The sequence below is a fragment of the Nocardia sp. NPDC051756 genome, from assembly GCF_040681495.1.
In the GTDB taxonomy this organism is placed as follows: domain Bacteria; phylum Actinomycetota; class Actinomycetes; order Mycobacteriales; family Mycobacteriaceae; genus Nocardia.
Genome location: NZ_JBFAYV010000001.1, coordinates 64414 through 86028, shown reverse-complemented (window position 1 = coordinate 86028; position 21615 = coordinate 64414). Strand labels below are relative to the sequence as shown.

The window sequence follows — 21615 nt, the reverse complement described above, 5'->3', positions numbered from 1 at the left end:
CTCATCCTTCACCTGGATACGTCATATGCGCGAACAGATAATCGATGGGGACGTTCGACGAATCATACTTCGGCAACCACCATGGTTCGTGCTGGCGATTACTCGTGTGCATGTCGACTACATCGCCCCACACCCGACTTCCATCGGGCATGGTGATCCAATCTTTGCCGACATAGACGGCGACGTGATCCATGCGTCCGTCCGGCGTTTCGCCGTCCCCGTGGTCGTAGAAGATCAGGTCGCCGGGCTGGAGCCCCAGCTTCGAAGGAAGGTTCGGATCCGGGGCGGTATCGACGCTGTCCCGGCGGAACCCACCCGACAGCTTCCCCTTCGGGCCACCCTTCGACCCGTCGTTGGTGAGCAGGAATCTCAATAACGCGGGCGCATATGTCCAGGTTCTGGAATCTTCCCAATCCCGGCCGAATACATTCTCGTCGTATGCCGAGAACCATGCGTTCGGGTCGTTGTCGTTCGGGTCGTTGAGGGTGTCCCGGGACATGATCTGCGAGAATCCGCCCGCCTCCAATACCTGCGAGGCGAAATTTGCGCAGTCGCTCTGCGAATCAATTTGTGGCATGCGTCACGGCAGAGCCGTTATCACTTGATGCCGGGGCCAGTGCCAACGGTCGATCATGTGCGCGAAAAGACGGCGCAGGTTAGGGGTGGGGGCTTGGGGAGGAATTCGACGTTTATTGCGGGGTCGGCGGCTTGGGCGAGGGCGGTCAGGGCTTGGGGGCGGTAGGCGCGGAGCAGGCTGATTATGGCGTCGTGCAGGAAGGGCAGGATGGTGAGTGGGCCCTTGCGGAGTGCGCCTGGCGCTGCGATGAGGAGTCCCAGCAGCGGGATGAGTGGGAGGGCTGGGGTTGGCAGTCGGGCCAGGTCGATTACCAGGAATTTGGTGCTGATGCGGGTGGCTTCGGCGATGGCGCGGCAGGCTTGGGCGGGCGGTAGGTGGTGGAAGGACATCGCGAATACCACTAGGTCGTAACTGTTTTCGGGGGCGTCGATGGTGGTGGCGTCGACTACCTGGGTGCGGGCGCGTGGGTGGGCGCCGAGGGGGCCTGCGGCGATGTTGGCGACCGAGGTGGGGTCCAGGTCGGTGATGGTTGCCGTGGCGGTGGGGTGTAGTTCGAGGAGCTTCGCCGAGAGTTTTCCGTGGCCTGCGCCGAGTTCGAGGATGCGGGGATGGTCGATGTCGGCGACCAGGGCCAGTGCGGTGCGGGCGTGGTCCTCGTGCCAGTCCTGGCGGTCGAGTTCGCTGATGACGACCTGTTTGATCTCGTCCGACACGTCGAAGCGGTCGATGTATTCGAGCACGTCGGTCTGCATGCGTCGGTCCAGCCAGGAGGCGTTCGGACCGCCGCGGGGCATCGTGCCGATGTCGAGAGCACGGGATCGCTGCTCGGTCATTACGTCCTCCACCAGGACCGAAGTCCCCTATTAGCCGGTGTTTTCACCGTACCGGGTGCGGTGGCGGCGAGCGGAGCTAGCGGGGGTTGCCGGCGATCGGTACTCGGATGCGCTTGGACTGGGCGACGGATGCGGGTGAGTCGGCGCTGTGCGCGGCGGATTGCGGTATGACGGGCGGTATTTCGGGTGTCGGCGCGGGGTGATAGTCGGCGAGGGTTGCGGTACCCCACACGTAGGGATCTGCTTGGGGACTGCCGAAAGGTGACCAGGCCAAGCGAGTTTGGCCGGTCTTGTCGGTGGTGTCGGAGTCGTAGACCAAGATGTTCATCGCGAACTTGGCGGGGTCGACCGGTGCGGGCAGTTCGTCGAGCGGGATCTTCACTTCGACCGTATAGCCGCGGTATGGCTCGGAGACGATTGCGGCAACCTGCATCCCGGGTGTCGTCGCGCCCTGATGGTTGTCGGCGTCGCGTTCGGCGGCCGGGCCCTGGCTTGCCGTGTACGGCAGGATGCCGGTTTTGAAAGTCGTCGAGGTGTCGTCGGAGTCGCCGCGCGGATCGATGGCGATTTCGACCGAGTCTGTGCGCCAATGCCTTTTGATATCGTCGGCGGTCAGTTCCGCGCCCTTGCGGTCGTCAGTCACGGTGACAAGCACGTATAGGTCGTTGTCGTGCCTGGACAGTTTTGCGGTTGCCGCGCAACTGCCGCCGCCCTGCCAAATAGCCAGTGGCAGTTCAGGTCCCGGGTACTCCCCCGGTCCCTCGATACCGTTGAGGGTCGGCGCGATGGCGACGGCAGGGATCATGGTTTCAGGATTCGGTGGGTAGTCCGGCTGAACGCGATTGGCCAGCCACGGAATCCCGGTTCGGTCGGCCCACTCCGCGAACTCCGCGTACAGCGGTTTCAGTTCGGTTTGGCGGTGCACCGGCACCTCGACGAAGCGGCCGTCGTCCGCCAAGACGGTGAACCAATCGGAGCCGAGCTGCTGCGGGTCCGTCGGCTCCTGCGCGGGTTTCGCGGCGAAACCCTGGGTGAGATATAGGCGAGTCGCGTCACGCTCGACTTGCGCCCAGGTTGTGTTGTACTCGCGAGCGGGCGCGCCGGACCACACACCGATGACCGGCAGCCCTGCCTTCGGGTCGGTGTGCGGTTTCTCCGGTGCGGCCGGCCCCAGCAGTGCGTCGAATCCGTAGTTCTGCGCGAGCAGTTTGGTGGGATGCCAAGGCGCCAGCGCCTCGTCGACGATTTGCTCGGGGAAGGCGTTCGGGTCACTGGCAATTCGGAACGCCTCGATCCCGAGCCGCGCCGAGAGCTGGTGTCCACCATGCTGATTGAACGGCCGCGGATCCATCACCACGACGGTGTGCGGTGTGGTGCGGCGCACCAGTCGCACCAGCTTCGCCAAAGTATCTTGCTCGTCCCAGATTCGGGCGGTCAACGGCGCCGAGAGCGTGTACCAGAAGTCCGGCTTGTCGAGGTAGTAGATGTTTTCGATGCCGGCGAGGGCGGTTGCGGTGCGTTCCTCGGTCTCGCGGATCAGGCCCAGCTCAGGTCCTTCCGCCAGTCCGACGGCGTTGCCGCCGCCCTCGCCGCGCGTGACGGTGACGACACCGGTGGTCCAGCCCAGGTTTTCGTGCCATTGGCCGAAGGTGGACAGGTTGCTGGATTCATCGTCCGGGTGTGCGCCGATGAACAGCACGTCGGTATGCGCCGGATCGCCCGCGGCGTTCTCGCGCTTGCTGTCCGTGGAACAGCCCGCGACCAGCAAGGGTGCGGCCAAGGCCGAGGCAAGCAGGGTACGGCGACTCAGTCTTGCTTCGAAGCCCGCTGCCGCCATCCGTTGCCTCCAGTGGTTGCCTACCTGTTCGCGCGTCAAGTGCCCGTCGAATCACAACACATCGGCAGTCGCGTCCTCGACAGCGGTTACGCACCCGGCCCGCTCGCAGTCGGCGAGCCCGTCCGGTTGCCGGACGGGCGCCGGGTTCAGTACGAAACGGTGAAGCGTTCGCGGATGAACGAACCGTTCAGGAGAGCATCGACAATGGCGGAGGCGTAATCGCCGACGCTGATGCGACTTTCACCGTTGGCATCGGCGATCGGAGTGTCACGCGCCTCGGCCCGATACGTCCCCGTGGCGTCGCCCGGGATCAGGTGGACCGGGGGCGGGCTGACATAGGACCAGCGGACGGTCGAGTCGGAACCGCGGAAGATCTCCAGGGCTTCGGACTGGTCACGGGCAGTCTCCAGATACTGGGCCGGGAAATCAGGAGAGTCGACGAAGCGCTGCCCGGGTGCGTATTCGAGGCTGCCGCCGCCACCGAGGAAGACCAGGCGGTCGACGCCGGCGAGGGGAAGCGCTTCGAGCAGCGTCGAGGCACCGCGCGGGACCAGCCGATCGGTTCCCTTGATCGCAGCGACCACAGCATCGTGGCCGGCGACGGCGTCCTTGACCGAAGCCGGGTCGGTGACATCCATGATGTCCCGGTCGAGTGCGGTGACCTGGATTCCGCGAGCGGCGGCGGCACGGACGACAGCGCTGCCGAGATTTCCTCTGGCACCGATGACAGCGATCTTCATGGGGTGTTCCTTATGCAGGTCGTCGACGAAATCGGCGATGAGCGGGGCGATTTCGGGAAGGTTCTCCTCGAGGGCGAAGTGGCCGGTGTCGAAGAAGTGAAGCGCGGCGTTCGGGAGATCGCTCAGGTAGGCATGGGCGCCCGTTTCGGGGAAGAAGGCGTCGTTGCGCCCCCAGATGATGAGCGTCGGAGGACGGTGGTCGCGGAGCCACTGTTGCCAGGCCGGGTAGAGCGCCAGGTTGCTGTGGTAGTCGAGGGCCAGTTCGATCTGTGCGTCCTTGCGGCCCGGTGCGTCCAGAAAGTGCTGGTCCAAGGTCCAGCCGTCCGGTGCGATCAGCTCGGGATCGGTGGTGCCGCCCTCGTACTGGCTGCGGGTGACCGGCAGTTCCAGAATCTGCCGGACGTTTTCCTCAGCGCCCTCGACGCCCGGCATGTTCGCGCTCATGGCCCGGGCCATGTCGGACAGACCCTCGTCGTAGGCGTTGGAGTTCTGGACGATCAGCCCGGCGATCCACTCGGGGTGCCGAGTCGCCAGCCGGAAACCCACCGGCCCGCCGAAGTCGAAGGAGTACATCACAAAGCTGGTCACGCCGAGGGTCTCCACGAAGCCTTCGATGACGTCGGCGAGCCGGTCGAAGGAGTAGCGGAACCCGTCCGGGACCTCGGTGTACCCGAAACCGGGGTAGTCCGGCGCGATCATTCGGTACCGGCCACCCAGCGCGTCCATCAACCGACGGAACTGGTGCGACGCCGACGGAAAGCCGTGCAGCAGAAGCAGAACCGGCGCATCGGCGGGACCCGTCTCCCGGTAGAAGACCCGCACTCCGTCGACCTCGACGAACCTGTGCTTGGTGTGCGGAATGTTAACTACCGACATGTCATGCCGACCTTTCTGAAACGTGTCCATCAGACCCGTCTACGATCAAGCGTCCACCGGGCGTGATCAACGACAAATCACCCAAACGTCGTTAACCGGTGGTTAATGATTACGAGAGCGGCAGTGGAGCGATACGAGATAGAAGCGTTCCTGACGCTCGCGGATGAACTACATTTCGGCCGCACCGCAGATCGGTTGCGAGTGTCTACGGCGCACATCAGTAAGACAATCAAGAAGCTTGAGCGTCAAGTCGGCGTAGCGCTGTTCGAGCGGACCAGCCGCAAGGTCACGCTCACACCTGTCGGAGCGCAGTTGCGCGAGGAGCTGCGGCCCGCCTACGACCAGGTCAAGCAGAGCGTCAAGAACGCGAAGGACGCCGGCCGCGGAATCCACGGCACCCTGCGAGTCGGTTACTTCGGCTCGGCCGGCGGAAGATTCTTGCTCCGAGTGAGCGACACCTTCCACACTCGGCATCCCGACTGCTCTGTGCAGATCAGAGAGTTGCAGCTCAGTGACGGTGCCGGACGACTGCGCAGCGGAGACGTCGAACTCCAGATGTGCTGCTTCCCAATGGAAGAGCCCGACATGACCATCGGCCCCGCGCTGTACTCGGAAGCGAAAATGCTCGCCGTCTCCGCCGAACACCCCTTCGCCCGCCGGCCTTCGCTGTCCTTGGAAGACCTCGCCCAGGTCAAGATGATCCAGAATCCCCCCGAACTCCCCACCTACTTCGACGAATTCCACCACCCCAAACGCACCCCCTCCGGACGCCCCATCGAACCCGGCCCGATCGCCGCCACCTTCCCGGAGATCCTCGCCCTCGTCGGCGCAGGCAAAGGCGTCTACCTCACCACCGAACAAGCCCCCCAGTTCTACCTCCGCCCAGACGTCACCTACGTCCCCGTCCCCGACGCCCCACCCCTGGAATTCGGCCTCGGTTGGTTGACCACCGGGCACACCCGACGAGTGCAGGAATTCGTTCAGGCAGCCATCGATACTCGGGACTCAGCGCCGATGTGATGGCCGCCGAATTCAGGGCAGGCGATCGAGGAACCTGCGGGCTCACTCGCACCACTCTGGCAGCCTGAGATACCTAGGGCTGCTCACCATCAGGATCGATCGTGGTGATCACGTCGCCAGGCTCGACATTATCCGAGATGGGTTCGGAAAAGGTGATCGAGAAATGATTCGGGGCGACCGAGGATGTGTGAATATGCATTCCCGTCATCACCCCACGATAAATTCGGCCATCGGCCTTCTCGAGCTCGACTCCCTGCCCGATCGTGAACTCCCCATCGACGAATCCGGTAACGATAGGCAGCTTTTGGAAGCTCACCCTGAACACGTCGTCCACCTCGAATTTACTCAACCCGTTCACTTTCCTCCGTTAGCGATGTACTTTGCCCAGAATGCATCCTCAGCAGCGTAGGCCTCGGCCTCGAGCCCAGCGCTGGTTCCCGTGCCGATTTGCGTGCCGCTGGCGTATTGATCCACGTGCACCTTCTCATGCACCAAGGTGCGCATCAGCGTCTCCGGGTCGGAGAACGCCGAGGGTGCCAGCGTGATGTCATTGCCACTCGTGCTTCCGACCGCTCGCTCGGCATCGTAATATCGGATGTCGTCGGCGGACGTGCCGAGGTGCACATTGACACCTTTCAGGTCGAGGCCTGCCTTCGCTGCATATTCTTCGATCGTTTGCTGAGTTATGGGGAGATGGTCGCCACTCGCCAAGACGTCCTTACTCAGACGACCAGCATTCCGAGAGAACAGTTTGCCATCCCGGAAACCACCACCTCGCGCGAAGATGCTCAGGTTTGTCCGCGCTTCGTCAACCCACTTCTGGACGCGCTGAAGAATTGGCTTCGCCCGTTCGAGCAATGGGGTGAGCGTTTTGGAAACTATTTGCCCGGCGCGGGTGACCAAAGCGCTGATGAACCCTTTGATCTTCTCCGCCTTCTGGGCGATGCGACCGGCAAAGGCGGCGTTGCCGACCCATTCGGAGAGGGTACCGGTGAAGGGGGCCAGGATGGCGAACGCCGCTTCGAAAGCGACCGCTTCTTCGACGAATTCGACCAGTTCGTCGATGACCTTCTTTTGTGCGTCGTCGACACTCTGGGCGTAGTCGTTGCAACAGTCGCCCAGCGCCTGGCAGATATCGGCGAGCTCGGTGAAGTCGGTTTTCCGCTGGTTACAGGAGGTGACGGCGGTGTCGATCTCGTGCGACTGGTTGTTGCCGAGCAACCCCACGGCGTTGGTCACCGCGGCAGCGAGGGTGCGGTAGTCAGCGGCCGCAGTGTGCCAGGCGTCAGCTGTGGCGCGCAGTTGGATCCGGTTACCGTTCGGCCAGGCGTTACTGACCAGATCCTGTACGACGGACCAGCCGAAGGGCACGTCGATTCCCCCTCCGGCAGCCGGGGAAACCGTTGTACCCAGGGTGATATCGGGTGTCAGCGTTGGCTTTGCCGGCGACGTGTCGGACGAGTGGTTGGCTATGGCTTCCGTGACGGCATGGTTGTAGACGCCGACCGCGATCAGGTTGCGGGTTTGCACACATGCTTCGGCCAACATCGCTGACGTTCCGATCGCCGCTTGCGCTGCCTGGTCGTAGGTAGTGGCCCAGTGTTTTCCGGCGTCATCGACTCCGGCCATACCGCTGTAGTAATTGAGCACCTTCAGTAGAGCGTTGTGGGTGTCGGAGGCGTCAGTGCCGATCACTGCGAATTCTTCACCAGCGTCGTGGTAATCCTGGAACCGGAACACGATGGTGGGGACCGTAGGCGCGGGCACGGGCGTTGTTTTCGGCGGCGGCGTCGCCAGTGTCGGCGGGGTGTTTTCCTGCGGGCGGGTTGGCGCGGGCGCAGGCGCGGGGGAGGTGGGTGGCGGCGTAGGAACGGTGCCTGGCGTAGCCGCTTGTGTCGGCGGTGTCGTTGGTACGGTCATTGCGGCCACATCCCGTGGTTGGTGGGCCCGACCTTCTGATACGCGGTCAGCGCATCGGTGAGCTTCTGTCGCAACGTCGCCAACGCCTCGCCCATGTCTGCGACCGCTTGAACCCGGTTGTCGTGCGCGGTCTTGTGGGCTGTTGCGGCGTCTCCGGTCCAGGTGACATGCAATTCGCTGATGCGCTGGTCGATCTCGGTAATGTTCTGTTCGATGGTCGATTTCAGCGTCGCGGTGTCATCGATCAGCTTTGCGAGTCCGACGAGGTCGACCCGATAATCGTTGGTCATTTCGATCCCGGTCCGCTCGGCGCTAGATCGGCGGCAGGTTCAGGCTCGAGCCTGTCTGACTGATCTCGGTCGCATGGTTGGTGTCGGTAGTCGTGTAAGTGTCCGCGACGGTATGGAGAGCGCCGACGTCGGTGTAGAACGAGCCGACGGTGCGCCGTGCACCGTCGGCCCATTCGGTCCAGGGGTCTTGGTGTGAAGTCGCAGCGGTGCCCTGCCAGTCACTGTTGAGGAAGTTCGAAATCACCTTGATGTGCGCCTCGATGGCGGTTGACATGTCGTCGGCCTGCTGTTGCAGCCATTGCGCAGTCTGATGGACCGCTGCCGGATCAACTTTCATTCCCGCCCCGTCTCTGCGAGTTCTTATTTTGTCAGACAGCCGCTCAGGCGACACGGTACCGGATCAGCCTGCGGTCACACTGCTGCCATTGGCAGCAAAAAGGCCCCCCACCTGCTATGCAGGTGAAGGGCCTTGGCGGTGGAGCTGCCGGGAATCGAACCCGGGTCCTCTGCCGCGTCTCCAGGGCTTCTCCGTGTGCAGTTCGCTGTGTCTCTACTTGGATCTCTGGGTCTCGCGAACAAGCTCAGATGACGATCCCAGTCGCTGTTTGATGTTCCATTCTGGTCCGCGACCGGCCAGGACGGTAAGTCTCTCTAGCTGATGCCAGGACCCGGGTCGAGAGACGAACCCGGACTGACAGACTTGCTCTGCTACTTAGGCAGCGAGAGCGAAGTCGCGCTGATTGGAATCGGCGCTTAATTGGTTGCGATGACGCTTACGGTGGTCTCTCGCCTGCACCGACACGCTTCCCCTGAATCTACGTACAAAGTCGAAACCGTTCAGCCCCGTACGTCCCGGCACCTTGCCGGGCTGTTCATGTTAACACCGGCCACAGCCCGGTTCTTCCCATTATTGGGCCGGGTGTCCCAGCATCGGCTCACGCTGCGGCGATGAGCGCGACGGAGACGAGGGCGAGCACCATGCCGACCTGTTGCTGCCGGCCGACGCGTTCGCCGAGCAGCACCATGGCGAGCAGGACGGTGGCGGCGGGGTACAACGAACCGATGACGCTGACCAGGGAGAGCAGCGATCCGTGGAACGCGTGCAGCAGCGCGATGTTGGCGATCACGTCGAGCACGCCGATGTAGCAGGCCAGCCGCAGCGGCTCACCGCGCAGCCGCTTGAACTGACTGGCGGACAACGCGGTCACCCACACCACGCCGGTGGCGGCGCCGCGCTGGGCGAGCAACGGCCACAGCCCGGACGACGCCGCGGTCTGATGCAGGAAGACGAACATGAAGCCGAACGCGAGACCGGATCCGACGGTCAGCAGGGCGACCTTCTTGGTGAACCGCAACTCGCGCCCACCGGTGATCTCCTCGGTGACGGCGTCCGGCGATTCCCGGCTGACCAGCAGCACCGCGACCAGGGCAAAAGCGATTCCGATGAAGGCGAGCAACCCGGGTCGCTCCCCGATCACCAGCCCGACCAGCACCGGCACCCCCGCGACCAGCACCGCGGTCAGCGGCGAGACCACGGCCATCGGACCGCTGGCGAGCGCGGCATAGAACCACCACACCGCGACACCGCTGGCCACGCCCGCCGCCAGACCCCAGCCGATCGATGCGGCGTCCGGGGTCCCGTCGACGAACGGCAGGAGCAGCAGCACGAGCAGAACCGAGAACGGATACGAGTAGATGACCACCCGTAGCGCGGTCACCTTTCGAGCCGCGACTCCGCCGTAGAAGTCGCTCACGCCGTAGCCGAGGGCGGCTACCAGCGCTAGTAGAACGGCGGTCAGCGCATGCCTTTGATACGCCGCCCTAGCTCGCGGGTGACTTCACGCTCAGCGTCGCGCTTGGCCAGATCCTGGCGCTTGTCGTAATCCTGCTTGCCCTTGGCGAGGGCCAGTTCGACCTTGACCTTGCCGTCGGAGAAGTACATCGACAGCGGGACCAGCGTCTGGTTGCCCTCGCGGGACTTGCCGACCAGGCGGTCGATCTCACGCTTGTGCAGCAACAGTTTCCGGATGCGACGCGGCGAATGGTTGGTCCAGGTGCCGTGGCTGAACTCCGGGATGTGCAGCCCACGCAGCCACACCTCGCCGTTGTCGACCGTCGCGAACGCGTCCACGAGCGAGGCCTTGCCCTCACGCAGGCTCTTGACCTCGGTACCGACCAGCGCGATCCCGGCCTCATAGACGTCCAGGATCGTGTAGTTGTGCCGCGCCCGGCGGTTGGTCGCGATGACCTTGCGCCCCTGTTCCTTCATAACGATCAACCTTAAGTGACGCGGCAACCGGATTATTCCCAGGTCGAGGCGCGGCACCGGCAGAGCTAGCCGCCAGGGTGCAGAACGACCCAGAGGGTGAGCAGCGCGATGAAGGCGAGGACGAGCAATACCGTGGAAAATCGGGGCCTGCCCGGTCGTGGGGGCGGGCGGTGCCGCAACCACACACTCTCTACGGTCGGGTCGGTCCCCCGGCGGGTGTTCGGCGGCGCGTCCGGAACCTCGGAGCTGGGGGAACTGCCCGACGAGTCGCCCCCATCGTCCGGGCCATCACCGGTAGCCATAGCCAGCACGGTAGCCCGCACGGCCGCGACACGCCGCAATTGCCGCGCGCCGCAACAGAGTTGGTACTCAGGCGAGACGTCGGGCGAAGGCCTGGGTGGCGGCGGCGGTCGCGACGTCGACGGTGAACACACGCAGGTCGACGGTGGCCGGGGTGAGATCCAACACCATGAAACCGAGCTCGTGGTAGTTCTCGAACAGGGCGGGGTGCCCGGCACGCGGCGTGACCGCGGGTTCGGCGCCGACGGTCTTGGCCGCGGCGCCGGAGATGATCTGGCGGGTGCCCTTGGATTCGACGGTCGGTTCCAGCACCTGCAGCGAATGGTCGTGCCCGGAGAACAGGAACTGGCAGGCGCCTGCGACGTGCTCCTCGATGAACCGCTTGACGTGGATGCCGTTGATCGGCTCGATGGGCAGGCCCTCGTAGTGTCCGGCGTCGCCGTGTGGGCCGTTGTTGAGGTAGGGGTGGTGCGTGCAGGCGATCTTCCAGGTGGCGCTGGATCCGGCGATGGCCTGGTCGAGCCAGGCGCGCTGCTCGTTCATGAACGGGCCGTCGACCGCCCAGTACGGGGACAGGATCGGCGGGATGTAGGCGGCGAGCGGGTTGAGGTCGAGGACGAAGAACTCGACCACGGGATTCTGCTCGGGCACCCGCACCGAGTAGTACCGGCTCGGCATCCACCAGCGCGGTGAGTTCGCGTGGTACTCGACCTCGTGGTTGCCGCGCACCAGCCAGCCGCCGTCGCCGGGCAGCACGGAGCTGGTGTCGTGGTTGCCGAGCACCATCAACCACGGGAAATCCAGTCCGGCGTTGGGGTTTTCGAACTTGTCGGCGAACTGGGGGTCGGTGCCGCTGTTCGGGCCGGATTCGTAGATGTTGTCGCCGAGGCCGACGGCGAGCGAGATCGGTTCGCGGCGATGGAACTCGCGCATGGCATTGGCGACGGCCCACTGGGTGCGGGTTCCGGTGCCGGCGTCGCCGGTCATCAGCACGCGCAGATTACGCCCGGTCGGGAAGCCGAACTTGGTGACACCCGGTACGACCGGCACCGCCTGCGCGGGCGACAGCCCGACCAGCGACGCGACGCCCGCCGCGCCGGCCAGGAAGCCCCGGCGACCAAAGCTGTTGTCAGGCATGCGATGTCCTCTGCAATCCGGTACCCCACCCGGCGACCATCTTCACCCATCGGGTGCGCGATGGCGATGCCGGGTGGGGCCGGATCGACTGGGGAGACCTACTTGGCCGCGGTGATCGGCTTCTTGTTCCGGTCCAGGCCGAGCGCGTCGGACATGGTGAAGAACAGATCGGTCTGGTCGGTGAGGCCGACCACGTTGGCCGCGTGCGGGCCGTAGGCGGCGACGCGCAGCTGCGTGCCGGTGTGCTCCTGCGAACCGCCGGCCTCGGCGTTGCCGTAGGAGACACCCATCTCGGCGCCGTCCTTGGTGACGACCTTGCTGGTCAGCGACTGCGACTTGGTCTCGAGCGGAACGATCTGGCTGCTGTGCGCGTGGTCGGCGGTGACGATCACCAGGGTGTTGCCGTCGTTCTTGGCGAACTCGAGCGCGGCCTGCACGGCCTCGTCGAGGTCGACGGTCTCACCGACCTGACCGCACGGGTTGGCGTTGTGGTCCTGCTTGTCGATCGAGGCGCCCTCGACCTGCAGGAAGAAGCCATCCTTGCGCGGCTTGAGCAGGTCGATCGCCTTGCGGGTCATGGTCGCCAGGTCGGGCTGGGTGGCGGCCCGCTCGGGGTTGGGCTTACAGGTCTGCGCGGGCAGGTTCAGGCCGTTCTGCACGGCGTTGTCGCCGGTCCAGCGGACCGGCATGTTGCCGGGGCTGAACAGGCCGAGCACCGGCGCGTCCTGGTCGGCCTTGGTGACGCCGTCGAGGCCTGCCTTGTCCGCGACGAGGTTGTAGCCGCGCGCCTTGGCCTGGTCACGCAGGGCCTGGCCCTGCCACTGGCCGCCGGCCGCCTTCTGCTCGAAGCTCTTCGAACCGCCGCCGAGGGTGACGTCGGCGCGGGTGTTGAGCAACTGCTCGCTGATCGAGCCGAGGCCGCCCTTCTCCAGCGCGTTGGTCGGGCACTTCAGCGCCGTCTCCTCCGGGCCGTAGCACTTGCGGTCGGTGACGTGCGCGCCGAGCACGGCGGGGGTGGCGTCCTGGATTTCGGCGGTGGTCACGTTGCCGGTGGCCTTGCCGTTGGCCTTGGCGATCTCCAGCAGGTTGGTCTGCGGGTCACCCTTGACGTCGACGCCGATGGCGCCGTTGTAGGTCTTGGTGCCGGTCGACCACGCGCTGCCGCTGGCCGCGGAATCGGTGACGTAGTCCGGCTTTCCGGTCTTCTTGTCCAGCGAGTAATGGGTGTAGGAGCCGGTGAGCGGCAGCGCGTCGATGCCCTTGAAGTAGCCGCCGGCACCCTCGGCGACGTTGCGCGCCACGGTGATCTCGGAATCGCCCATGCCGTCACCGATCAGCAGGATGACGTTCTTGGCCTGACTGCCGTTGAGCGAGGCGCGCAGCGCGTCGGTCCGGTCGCCGGTGGTGCGGCGGGCGCCACCGTTCTCGGTGAGCGTGCCCTTGGCGTTGGGGGTGAGGAGATCGCCGTTGCCCTGCTTCGTGGAATCGGACGAACCGCAGGCGACCAGGGTCCCGACGAGAACGGCGGCGCCCAGGATGGCGCCCGCGCGGAACCGGCGGGGCATGGAACGCGACGAGACAGGGGGCATGAGCGAAAACTCCATTGTTCGTAGATACGTCGGTTGGCTGGAGCCTTGCGAGGTCTTCTGAACAAAAAGGGCATAGTGGGCAACCGGGTGGTTACCGGACGATTTCTCATTCGCATGTTCGCATACGTCAGCTCGCCGTGCGGCAACCCAATAGCGGTGCCGCGCAGTGGCTTTCACCGGGGTCGAGGGACAATCCCGGCTTTCCGGTCAGCTGGCCGAAAGGTGCAGAATCTCACTCCGCGGCCAGGACCTCCAGTACCCCTTCGCCGTATTTGGCCAGCTTGTTCTCGCCGACGCCGCCGACCTTGCCCAGTTCGGCCAGGCTGGTCGGCTTGCGCGCCACGATCTCGCGCAGGGTGGCGTCGTGGAAGACGACGTACGCGGGCACGCCCTGTTCCTTGGAGGTCGCGGCCCGCCACTCGCGCAGCCGCTCGAACAGGGGAACATCGGCCGGCGCCAGATCCGCGGCGGCCGCGGCCTTGCCCGACTTGGCGGTGCGCGCCGGTTTGGTCGGCCGTTCGCGTTCGCGGCGCAATAGCACCTGGCGGCCCTCGAAGAGCACCTCGTTGCTCGCCTCGGTGAGCGTGAGCACGCCGTAGTCGCCGTGCACCGCGAGCAACCCGCCGGCCAGCAATTGCCGCACCACGCCGCGCCATTCGATATCGCGCAGGTCGGTGCCGATCCCGAACACCGTCAGCTCGTGATGATCGTGTTGCAGCACCTTGGGGTTCTTCTTGCCGAGCAGGATCTCGATGATGTGCCCCGCGCCGAAGCTCTGGCCGCGTTCGCGTTTGAGCCGCAGCACCGTGGACAGCAGCTTCTGCGCGGGCACGGTGCCGTCCCAGGATTCGGCCGGGGTGAGGCAGGTGTCGCAGTTGCCGCACGGCTGCTGATCGTGCTGGCCGAAGTAGTTGAGCAGCTGCACGCGCCGGCAGCTCACCGTCTCGCAGAGTCCGAGCATGGCGTCCAGGTGCAGTTGCAATTGCCGGCGGTGGGCGGCATCGCCCTCCGAGGAGTCGATCATCTTGCGTTGCTGCACAACGTCGTTGAGGCCGTACACCATCCACGCCGTGGAGGGCTGTCCGTCGCGGCCCGCGCGGCCGGTTTCCTGGTAGTAGCCCTCGACCGACTTCGGCAGGTCGAGGTGCGCGACAAAGCGCACGTCGGGCTTGTCGATGCCCATACCGAAGGCGATGGTCGCGACCACCACTAGGCCGTCCTCGCGCAGGAACCTGGTCTGGTTCTCCGCGCGGGTGCGGTTGTCCAGGCCCGCGTGATACGGCACCGCGCTGACGCCGTTCTCGGTGAGGAATGCGGCAGTCTTCTCCACCGAGTTGCGGGACAGGCAGTAGACGATGCCCGCGTCCCCGGCGTGCTCGGTGCGGATGAATTCCAGCAGCTGCCGATCGGGCTTGTTCTTCGGCTCGATCCGGTACTGGATGTTCGGCCGGTCGAAGCTGGCGACGAAGCGCCGCGCGGCGCCGAGATCGAGACGCTGCACGATCTCGTCGCTGGTCTTCGCGGTCGCGGTGGCGGTCAACGCGATCCGCGGCACATCGGGCCAGCGCTCGTGCAGCATGGACAGCGCCAGGTAGTCGGGCCGGAAATCGTGGCCCCACTGCGAAACACAGTGCGCCTCATCGATGGCGAACAGCCCGACCTTGCCGCGATCGAACAATTGCGCCGTCGTCTCCAGCCGCAACCGCTCCGGCGCGAGATACAACAGGTCCAATTCCCCCGCGACGAACTGCGCCTCCACGGTGCGGCGCTCATCCGGGAATTGCGTCGAATTCAGGAAACCCGCGCGCACGCCGAGTGCACTGAGCGCGTCCACCTGGTTCTGCATCAAGGCGATCAGCGGCGAGATCACCACGCCGACCCCGGGCCGCACCAGCGCGGGCACCTGGTAGCACAGCGATTTGCCGCCGCCGGTGGGCATGAGCACCAGCGCGTCACCACCGGCGACCACGTGGTCTACGATCTCGCGCTGATCACCGCGGAAGCTGTCATAACCGAAGACTCGGCGTAGAACCTCTTGCGCCGCACCGGATCCGGCGTCCACACCGGGATCGGTGTCGGTCGCAGCGGGCGCGAATGCATCGGTGGGAGTCACCCGGCCCATCCTACGAGCGTGCGCTCGCGGCGCTACCGGTACGTCGCCAGATTTCCCAGGTCGGGTCTCGAGTTATCCACATGTGAATAAACCCTCGACCGCTGAACTGAGCCGAGTCTCTGACCTGCCACCCATTCCGATCGGCCGGAATTCGCCGCCCTGCTGCCGGCTGGACCTGCTGTTAGATTGGCGCGCATGGCAATAGGGATGGGGAGTATTCGAATGGCGCACAGCGCAATCGGGTTGAGGGGTAATCGAATTCGCGCGGCGCTGCTCACCACGGCGGTCGCGGCGGGGATCCTCGCCGGGGCGCCGGCGGCGATCGCGGACCCGGTGCCGGCCATGTGCGCGGACGGCTGGGAGGCGAGCACGCTGGTCGAGGGGGTGGGCAATCTGGAGAACCTCGATTCCGACGGCGACGGTGGGTTCTATGTCACCGGAATCGTCGACGGTTTCCTTGCGCATGTGGACAGCGCGGGTCGATTCGAGAAGCTGTTGACCGGACTGGATCATCCGGCGGGTGTGCGGGTCGCAGGCCCCTACGTCTACTTCTTGACCGGCGACGGGATGACCGAAGCTCCCGGCACGCTGCAGCGGTACGAGAAGGCAACCGGCGCGGTGACGACCCTGCTCACCGGCCTTAACGGCCCTAACGGACTCCTGCTCCTCCCCGACGGTGATCTGCTGTTCACCACCATCGGCACCACCGGAACGCCGACCGGGATCGCCCGCTTCCGGCCGTCCACCGGCGAATACACGCGCACCTGGGCCGATCTGCCGCTGTCCAACGGCATCGCGCTGGCCCCTGACGGAAAGTCCATCTACGCCGACAACCTGACCATGCGGATCTTCCGCATTCCCCTGGATGCCCCGGATCGTCAGGTCGTCGTCACCGGAATCCCGAACCTGATCTCGCTACCGGACGACATGGAGGCCACCCACGCGGACACGTTGTACGTCGCCGACCACGCGTTCGGCTCGATCAACCAGGTGAACGCCCAGACCGGCGCCGCCTGCGCGATCATCACCGGCCTGATCAAGCCGGGCCCGATGCGCAACCCGCCGGACGGGACCACCTCGGTCCGCATCGCCCGCGACGGCGACAGCTGGGCGTTGTACATCACCGGAATGGACGGCACCCTGCGCCGACTACGCCCGCCGGCCGGCATCGACCTCACCCCCGCCACCCCGGCGCGGTAGAAACGAAGAGTCCCGTCCACATCGCGAGCGCGGCCTCGGACGGGATCTGTGTGGAAAGGAACCAAGCATGCCGGATTCGGCTCCCATGATCGCGGCCACGCTGGACGATGCCGAGGACATCGCCAAGCTGCGTGACCGGCTCGCCCAGTGGATGGTCGACCACGGCATCGTGCAGTGGGTGCCCGGCGAGTACCCCGCCGCGGCGGTCGCCGAGGAAGTAGCGCGCGGCGAGTGGTTCGTCTGGCGCGACGAGGCCGGCACGCTGATCGCCGTGGTGCGGCTGCTCTGGCGTGACCCGGAATTCTGGGGAGAAGACGATGCCGAGGCGGGCTACATCCACGGGCTGATGGTCGCCCCGGAATGGCGAGGGCACGGACTCGGCGACCGGATCATCCGGTTCTGCGCCGAGCAAACCCTGGCCAACGGCATCACCCGGCAACGTCTCGACTTCGCCGCCAACAACGCGGTGCTCCGGAAGTACTACACCGCACAGGGTTTCACCGAGCTGCGCGAGGCGCCGCTCCCACCCCGGTTCCATTCACACGGCACGACGAACGTCGTACTGATGGAGAAGATGCTGGCCTGATGACCGCGATGGCCACCAGGTACCTCTATCTCGCCCGGCACGGCGAGGCGACACCGGACGAGCGCACGCTGAGCGAACGAGGTCGCAGCCAGGCCTGGCTGCTCGGTGAGCGGCTGCGGCACAGCCCGCTCACGCAGGTCCACCACGGTCCGCTGCCCAGGGTGACCGAGACGGCGCAGCTGATCGTCGAACGCTTGGACGGCGTGCCGTTGCGCGCCGCGGAGTCCGCCGGCGACTACCTGCCCTACCTGCCACGAAAGGACGAGCTACCCGCGGAATCCGCGGATGCCCTGCTGGGCTTCCTCGCTCAGTTCCCCGCCGAGCAGCGCGACCACGGACCGCGGCTGGCTCAGGCGGCCGTCGAACAGTTCACCGGCCCGGTCGAGGGCGATACCCCCAGGCACGAGCTGGTCGTCACGCACGCCTTCCTCATCGGCTGGCTGGTGCGGGCCGCGCTGGACGCGCCGAAGTGGCGCTGGATGGGATTCAGTCCGGCCAATGCCGCACTCACCGTGATCCGTTACGCGCCGGGCAGACCCGACTCGGTGCTGTTCTTCAACGACACCGGCCACCTGCCCCCGGACCTGCGCTGGACCGGATTCCCGCCGGAACTCCACATCTGAGCGGCGGGTACCCGGACGCGGATCAGGACTGCAAACGACTCAACGTCTCGTCGTGCAGCAGCCCGTTGGTGGCAACCGCGTCACCACCGTGCGGCCCCGCCTGCCCGGCGAGCGAGGTGAACCGCCCGCCCGCCTCGCGCACCAGAATGTCGAGCGCGGCCAGATCCCACAGGGACACTTCGGGTTCGGTGGCGATATCGAGCGCACCCTCCGCGAGCAGGCAATAGGTGAAGAAGTCGCCGTACCCGCGCACCCGCCACACGTCGTCGGTCAGCGTGAGGAACTGCTCCCGCAGACCACGATCCCGCCACCCGGACAGACTGGAGAATCCCAGGCTCGCCGAGCTGAGCTCACCGACCGCGGACACCGAAATCGGCTTCGGCGCTTCGGCATCGAAGCTCGCCCAGGCACCCGACCCCGCCGCGGCCCACCAGCGGCGAGACAGCGCGGGCGCGCTCACCACACCGACCACCGGCACACCGTCTTCCAGCAGCGCGATCAACGTGGCCCAGATCGGCACGCCGCGAACGAAGTTCTTCGTCCCGTCGATCGGATCGATCACCCACTGCCGCCCGGTGAACTCGGCATCCCCGCCGAATTCCTCGCCGAGCACCGAATCGGCCGGCCGCTGCTCGGAAAGCACCTGCCGGATCGCCTTCTCCACCGCGAGATCGGCATCCGACACCGGTGTCAGGTCCGGCTTCGCATCCACCTTCAGATCGAGCGCCCCGAACCGGGCCCGGGTGATGCCGTCGGCCGCATCGGCCAATCGCAGCGCGAGTTCGAGGTCAGAAGAGTCCACAGCCACGCCCGCACCCTATCCGGTCACCCGGCCGCCCGATCCGCGCGGCACGACTCCGCGCGACCCACCGACCTTCCGCCCACGAGCCCTTGAACAGGGCGGAAGCCGGACACGAAATCACGCCACCGCGGACACCGTCCGCGCCGCGACCAAAGCATCAGCCCACCACTGCAACTGATCGAGCATCGCCAACGCCGCCGCGGCAGGCTCATCCGGTTCCCGCAGCCGCCCTTCCTCATCGAAGAGCAGGTAGTAGCGCGGAAACGAAACATAGTTCCGCACCGTGTGCGCGTTCAGCTCGTTGAAGATCTGCCGCAGATGCTCGATGGCCAGCAACCCACCGCTCGCCCCGCTGTACCCGACGAAACCGATGGCCTTGGCGTCCCACTGAACGAAATGCCAATCGATCGCGGCCTTCAACGCGGCCGGAATGCTGCGGTTGTAATCGGGCGTGACGATCACGAACGCGTCCGCCGCCGCGAGCCGCTCGGTGAGATCGAGCATCCCCGCCGGCCGCTCCGGATTCGGGTCCAGCGCCGGTGAAACGGCAGGCAACGCCAGCGGCAGCTGCGCCTCCGCCAGATCGATGACGTCCACCTCGAACGCCCCGTGTCCCCTGGCGTGCTCGGTGAACCATTCGGCCACCACCGGTCCGAAGCGTCCCTCCCGGACGCTGCCGATGATCACCGCGAGTTTCAATGCCGACATCGAGTTCCTCCCACAGATTCGGCGACCGGACTCGGCCGCGGTTCCCAATCTGCTGGCCGGCGCGCAGACCAGGAAGACCGCCGTGAGAGTGGTAGTGGCAGGGACACCCTCCGGCCGCCGACTCTTGTTACGTTCGACGGGTGAGCGACAACGAGCTGGGCCTGTTCCTGCGCACCCGGCGCGAGGCGGTCAGCCCGGCCCAGGTCGGCCTGGCCACCGGCCCACGCCGCCGCACCCCCGGCCTGCGCCGTTCGGAACTCGCCACCCTGGCCGGCGTAAGCGTCGAATACATCACCCGGCTCGAGCAAGGCCGCGATCGCCGGCCGTCGCCGCCGGTGCTCTCCGCGCTTGCCGACGCCTTGCGCCTCACGGCGAGCGAACGCGTCCACCTGCACCGGCTGACCAAATCCGCCGACGCCGGCTTCAACTGCATGGGCGGCGCCCAGCCTCCGCGCGACGTGCGCCCCGCGGTCCGCGCCATCCTCGATCGACTCGAACCCGCGCCCGCGGTGGTGGTGAACCGGCTCACCGAGGTCCTCGCCCACACCGACGCCTACCACCACCTGATGGCACCGTTCGGCCTCTTCGAGACCACTCCCCCGAACCTGGCCCGCTTCGCCTTCACCGATCCGCGCGCCCGTACCGCCTACCCGGACTGGGATCACCTCGCCGATCACACGGTCGCCACCCTCAAACACGGCCCGTTCCGCAAGGACCCGCACATCGCGGCACTCGCCGACGAACTCACCGTCACCGTCGGCCCGGAATTCACCGACCGCGTCGAAACCGTCCCCAGCCTCCCCGCCGCTACCGGCGTCACCCGCCTCGCCCACCCCGACGCGGGCCCGCTGCGCCTGGCCTACGAAATCCTCGACCTCTCCGCCGACGACGACCAGCGCCTGATCGTGCACCTCCCCGCCGACGAGGCCACCGCAACGGCCTTGGACACGCTCGCCGGCCTCCGCCCCGGCGCCCTCCGCGCGGTCTGAAGCTCTACTGACCCTCATTCGAGCCGCACTGCCGCCATCCCACCTTCGCCATACCAGTAGGCTTGACCATCGTGCATCCTGACGTTTCCGCTGATCTCGCCGAACTCGACGCCACCCTCAAGACGGTCGAATCGGTCCTCGACATCGAGGAGCTGCGCCGACGCATCGACGAGCTCGAGCACCAAGCCGCAGATCCCGATCTGTGGAACGACCAGGACCACGCGCAACAGGTGACCAGCGAGCTCTCGCACGCGCAGGGCGAACTGCGCCGCGTGGAGGAATTGCGCCAGCGTCTCGACGATCTGCCGGTGCTGTACGAACTGGCCGAGGGCGAAGAGGGCGAGTCGCAGGAGGCCGCGCTCGCCGACGCCGACGCCGAACGTGCCGCACTGCACGGCGATGTCGAGGCGCTCGAGGTCCGCACCCTGCTGTCCGGCGAATACGACAAGCGCGACGCGCTGGTCAACATCCGCTCCGGCGCCGGTGGCGTGGACGCGGCCGACTGGGCCGAGATGCTGATGCGCATGTACATCCGCTGGGCCGACCGGCACAAGTACTCCGTCGAGGTCTACGACACCTCCTACGCCGAAGAGGCCGGCATCAAGAGCGCCACCTTCGCGGTGAAATCGCCCTACGCCTACGGCACGCTGTCGGTGGAGATGGGCACGCACCGCCTGGTGCGGATCAGCCCGTTCGACAACCAGGGCCGCCGCCAGACCTCGTTCGCCGAGGTCGAGGTGTTGCCGGTGGTCGAGACCACCGACCACATCGAGATTCCCGAGGGCGATATCCGCGTCGATGTGTATCGCTCGTCGGGCCCCGGCGGCCAGAGCGTCAACACCACCGACTCGGCGGTGCGCCTGACGCATATCCCGACCGGCATCGTCGTCACCTGCCAGAACGAGAAATCGCAGCTGCAGAACAAGATTTCGGCGATGCGCGTGCTACAGGCCAAGTTGCTCGAACGCAAGCGGCAGGAAGAGCGCGCCGAGATGGACGCGCTCAAGACCAACGAGGGCGCGTCCTGGGGCAACCAGATGCGCTCCTACGTGCTGCACCCGTACCAGATGGTCAAGGACCTGCGGACGAACTACGAGGTGAACAACCCGTCGGCGGTACTCGACGGTGACATCGACGGCTTCATCGAGTCGGGTATTCGCTGGCGCATGCGGGAACAGCCGAACTAAAGGTTGCGGTTAGCGCAGC

At 65.9% G+C, this 21615-nt stretch carries 22 protein-coding genes and 1 other RNA gene; 6 read left to right on the top strand and 17 right to left on the bottom strand.

Going from position 1 to position 21615, the window contains the following annotated elements; translation table 11 throughout:
* Position 1: 1 nt before the first annotated feature.
* From AB0M22_RS00415 to AB0M22_RS00400, 4 genes are all read right to left on the bottom strand, one after another.
* Positions 2-577, bottom strand: a complete 576-nt coding sequence (locus AB0M22_RS00415; protein WP_364719116.1) for an amidase domain-containing protein — start codon at positions 575-577, stop codon at positions 2-4.
* Between the two features lie 53 nt (positions 578-630).
* Positions 631-1410, bottom strand: coding sequence for a class I SAM-dependent methyltransferase (locus AB0M22_RS00410; RefSeq protein ID WP_364719114.1), 780 nt, complete (start codon positions 1408-1410; stop codon positions 631-633).
* A gap of 76 nt (positions 1411-1486) precedes the next feature.
* Entirely contained in the window at positions 1487-3247 is a 1761-nt protein-coding gene (locus tag AB0M22_RS00405) for a sugar-binding protein (protein ID WP_364719112.1), read from the bottom strand.
* Between the two features lie 146 nt (positions 3248-3393).
* A complete protein-coding gene (locus AB0M22_RS00400; protein WP_364719110.1) occupies positions 3394-4863 on the bottom strand; it encodes an alpha/beta fold hydrolase in 1470 nt (489 codons plus the stop codon).
* A 123-nt stretch (positions 4864-4986) separates the two neighbouring features.
* On the opposite strand from AB0M22_RS00400, the gene AB0M22_RS00395 reads away from it, so the two are divergent.
* On the top strand, positions 4987-5883 hold the full coding sequence (locus AB0M22_RS00395; protein WP_364719107.1) for a LysR substrate-binding domain-containing protein: 897 nt from the start codon (positions 4987-4989) through the stop codon (positions 5881-5883).
* Between the two features lie 73 nt (positions 5884-5956).
* Here the strand turns inward: AB0M22_RS00395 and AB0M22_RS00390 are convergent, their stop codons facing one another.
* From AB0M22_RS00390 to recQ, 11 genes are all read right to left on the bottom strand, one after another.
* Positions 5957-6232, bottom strand: a complete 276-nt coding sequence (locus AB0M22_RS00390) for a hypothetical protein (protein ID WP_364719105.1) — start codon at positions 6230-6232, stop codon at positions 5957-5959.
* 5 nt (positions 6233-6237) lie between these two features.
* On the bottom strand, positions 6238-7803 hold the full coding sequence (locus AB0M22_RS00385; protein WP_364719103.1) for a DUF4157 domain-containing protein: 1566 nt from the start codon (positions 7801-7803) through the stop codon (positions 6238-6240).
* Complete coding sequence (locus AB0M22_RS00380) at positions 7800-8093, bottom strand: WXG100 family type VII secretion target (protein ID WP_364719100.1); 294 nt, start codon at positions 8091-8093, stop codon at positions 7800-7802. Before AB0M22_RS00380 ends, AB0M22_RS00385 begins: the two co-directional genes overlap by 4 nt.
* A 22-nt stretch (positions 8094-8115) precedes the next feature.
* Positions 8116-8430: a WXG100 family type VII secretion target gene (locus AB0M22_RS00375; RefSeq protein ID WP_364719097.1), complete on the bottom strand. Its 315-nt coding sequence runs from the start codon at positions 8428-8430 to the stop codon at positions 8116-8118.
* A 136-nt stretch (positions 8431-8566) separates the two neighbouring features.
* Positions 8567-8938: a transfer-messenger RNA gene (gene ssrA / locus AB0M22_RS00370) on the bottom strand.
* Positions 8939-9028: 90 nt separating this feature from the next.
* Positions 9029-9892 carry a DMT family transporter gene (locus AB0M22_RS00365; RefSeq protein WP_364721578.1) on the bottom strand — a complete coding sequence of 288 codons (864 nt, stop codon included), beginning with the start codon at positions 9890-9892 and terminating at the stop codon, positions 9029-9031.
* Entirely contained in the window at positions 9889-10362 is a 474-nt protein-coding gene (smpB, locus tag AB0M22_RS00360; RefSeq protein ID WP_357380491.1) for an SsrA-binding protein SmpB, read from the bottom strand. Before smpB ends, AB0M22_RS00365 begins: the two co-directional genes overlap by 4 nt.
* A 65-nt stretch (positions 10363-10427) precedes the next feature.
* The gene (locus AB0M22_RS00355; RefSeq protein ID WP_364719094.1) at positions 10428-10664 is read right to left on the bottom strand and encodes a hypothetical protein; all 237 of its coding nucleotides are present in this window, start codon (positions 10662-10664) and stop codon (positions 10428-10430) included.
* Positions 10665-10731: 67 nt separating this feature from the next.
* Positions 10732-11799, bottom strand: coding sequence for a metallophosphoesterase (locus tag AB0M22_RS00350; protein WP_364719092.1), 1068 nt, complete (start codon positions 11797-11799; stop codon positions 10732-10734).
* Positions 11800-11897: 98 nt separating this feature from the next.
* Entirely contained in the window at positions 11898-13388 is a 1491-nt protein-coding gene (gene phoA, locus AB0M22_RS00345; protein WP_364719089.1) for an alkaline phosphatase, read from the bottom strand.
* A 232-nt stretch (positions 13389-13620) separates the two neighbouring features.
* On the bottom strand, positions 13621-15510 hold the full coding sequence (gene recQ, locus AB0M22_RS00340; RefSeq protein ID WP_364719087.1) for a DNA helicase RecQ: 1890 nt from the start codon (positions 15508-15510) through the stop codon (positions 13621-13623).
* Between the two features lie 213 nt (positions 15511-15723).
* Here recQ and AB0M22_RS00335 point away from each other — a divergent pair, with 213 nt between their 5' ends.
* From AB0M22_RS00335 to AB0M22_RS00325, 3 genes are all read left to right on the top strand, one after another.
* Entirely contained in the window at positions 15724-16701 is a 978-nt protein-coding gene (locus tag AB0M22_RS00335) for an SMP-30/gluconolactonase/LRE family protein (RefSeq protein ID WP_364719084.1), read from the top strand.
* Between the two features lie 67 nt (positions 16702-16768).
* Positions 16769-17287, top strand: a complete 519-nt coding sequence (locus AB0M22_RS00330; protein WP_364719081.1) for a GNAT family N-acetyltransferase — start codon at positions 16769-16771, stop codon at positions 17285-17287.
* Entirely contained in the window at positions 17287-17910 is a 624-nt protein-coding gene (locus tag AB0M22_RS00325; protein ID WP_364719079.1) for a histidine phosphatase family protein, read from the top strand. Before AB0M22_RS00330 ends, AB0M22_RS00325 begins: the two co-directional genes overlap by 1 nt.
* A gap of 22 nt (positions 17911-17932) precedes the next feature.
* Here AB0M22_RS00325 and hisN read toward each other — a convergent pair whose 3' ends face one another.
* Positions 17933-18718 (bottom strand): histidinol-phosphatase, encoded by a 786-nt coding sequence (gene hisN, locus AB0M22_RS00320; protein WP_364719076.1) that lies wholly within the window; start codon positions 18716-18718, stop codon positions 17933-17935.
* A 111-nt stretch (positions 18719-18829) separates the two neighbouring features.
* Positions 18830-19420 carry an NAD(P)H-dependent oxidoreductase gene (locus AB0M22_RS00315; RefSeq protein WP_364719074.1) on the bottom strand — a complete coding sequence of 197 codons (591 nt, stop codon included), beginning with the start codon at positions 19418-19420 and terminating at the stop codon, positions 18830-18832.
* 140 nt (positions 19421-19560) lie between these two features.
* Between AB0M22_RS00315 and AB0M22_RS00310 the strand changes: the two genes are divergently transcribed.
* Positions 19561-20409, top strand: a complete 849-nt coding sequence (locus AB0M22_RS00310; protein ID WP_364719071.1) for a helix-turn-helix transcriptional regulator — start codon at positions 19561-19563, stop codon at positions 20407-20409.
* Positions 20410-20480: 71 nt separating this feature from the next.
* Positions 20481-21596 (top strand): peptide chain release factor 2, encoded by a 1116-nt coding sequence (gene prfB / locus AB0M22_RS00305; protein ID WP_150402605.1) that lies wholly within the window; start codon positions 20481-20483, stop codon positions 21594-21596.
* Positions 21597-21615 lie beyond the last annotated feature (19 nt).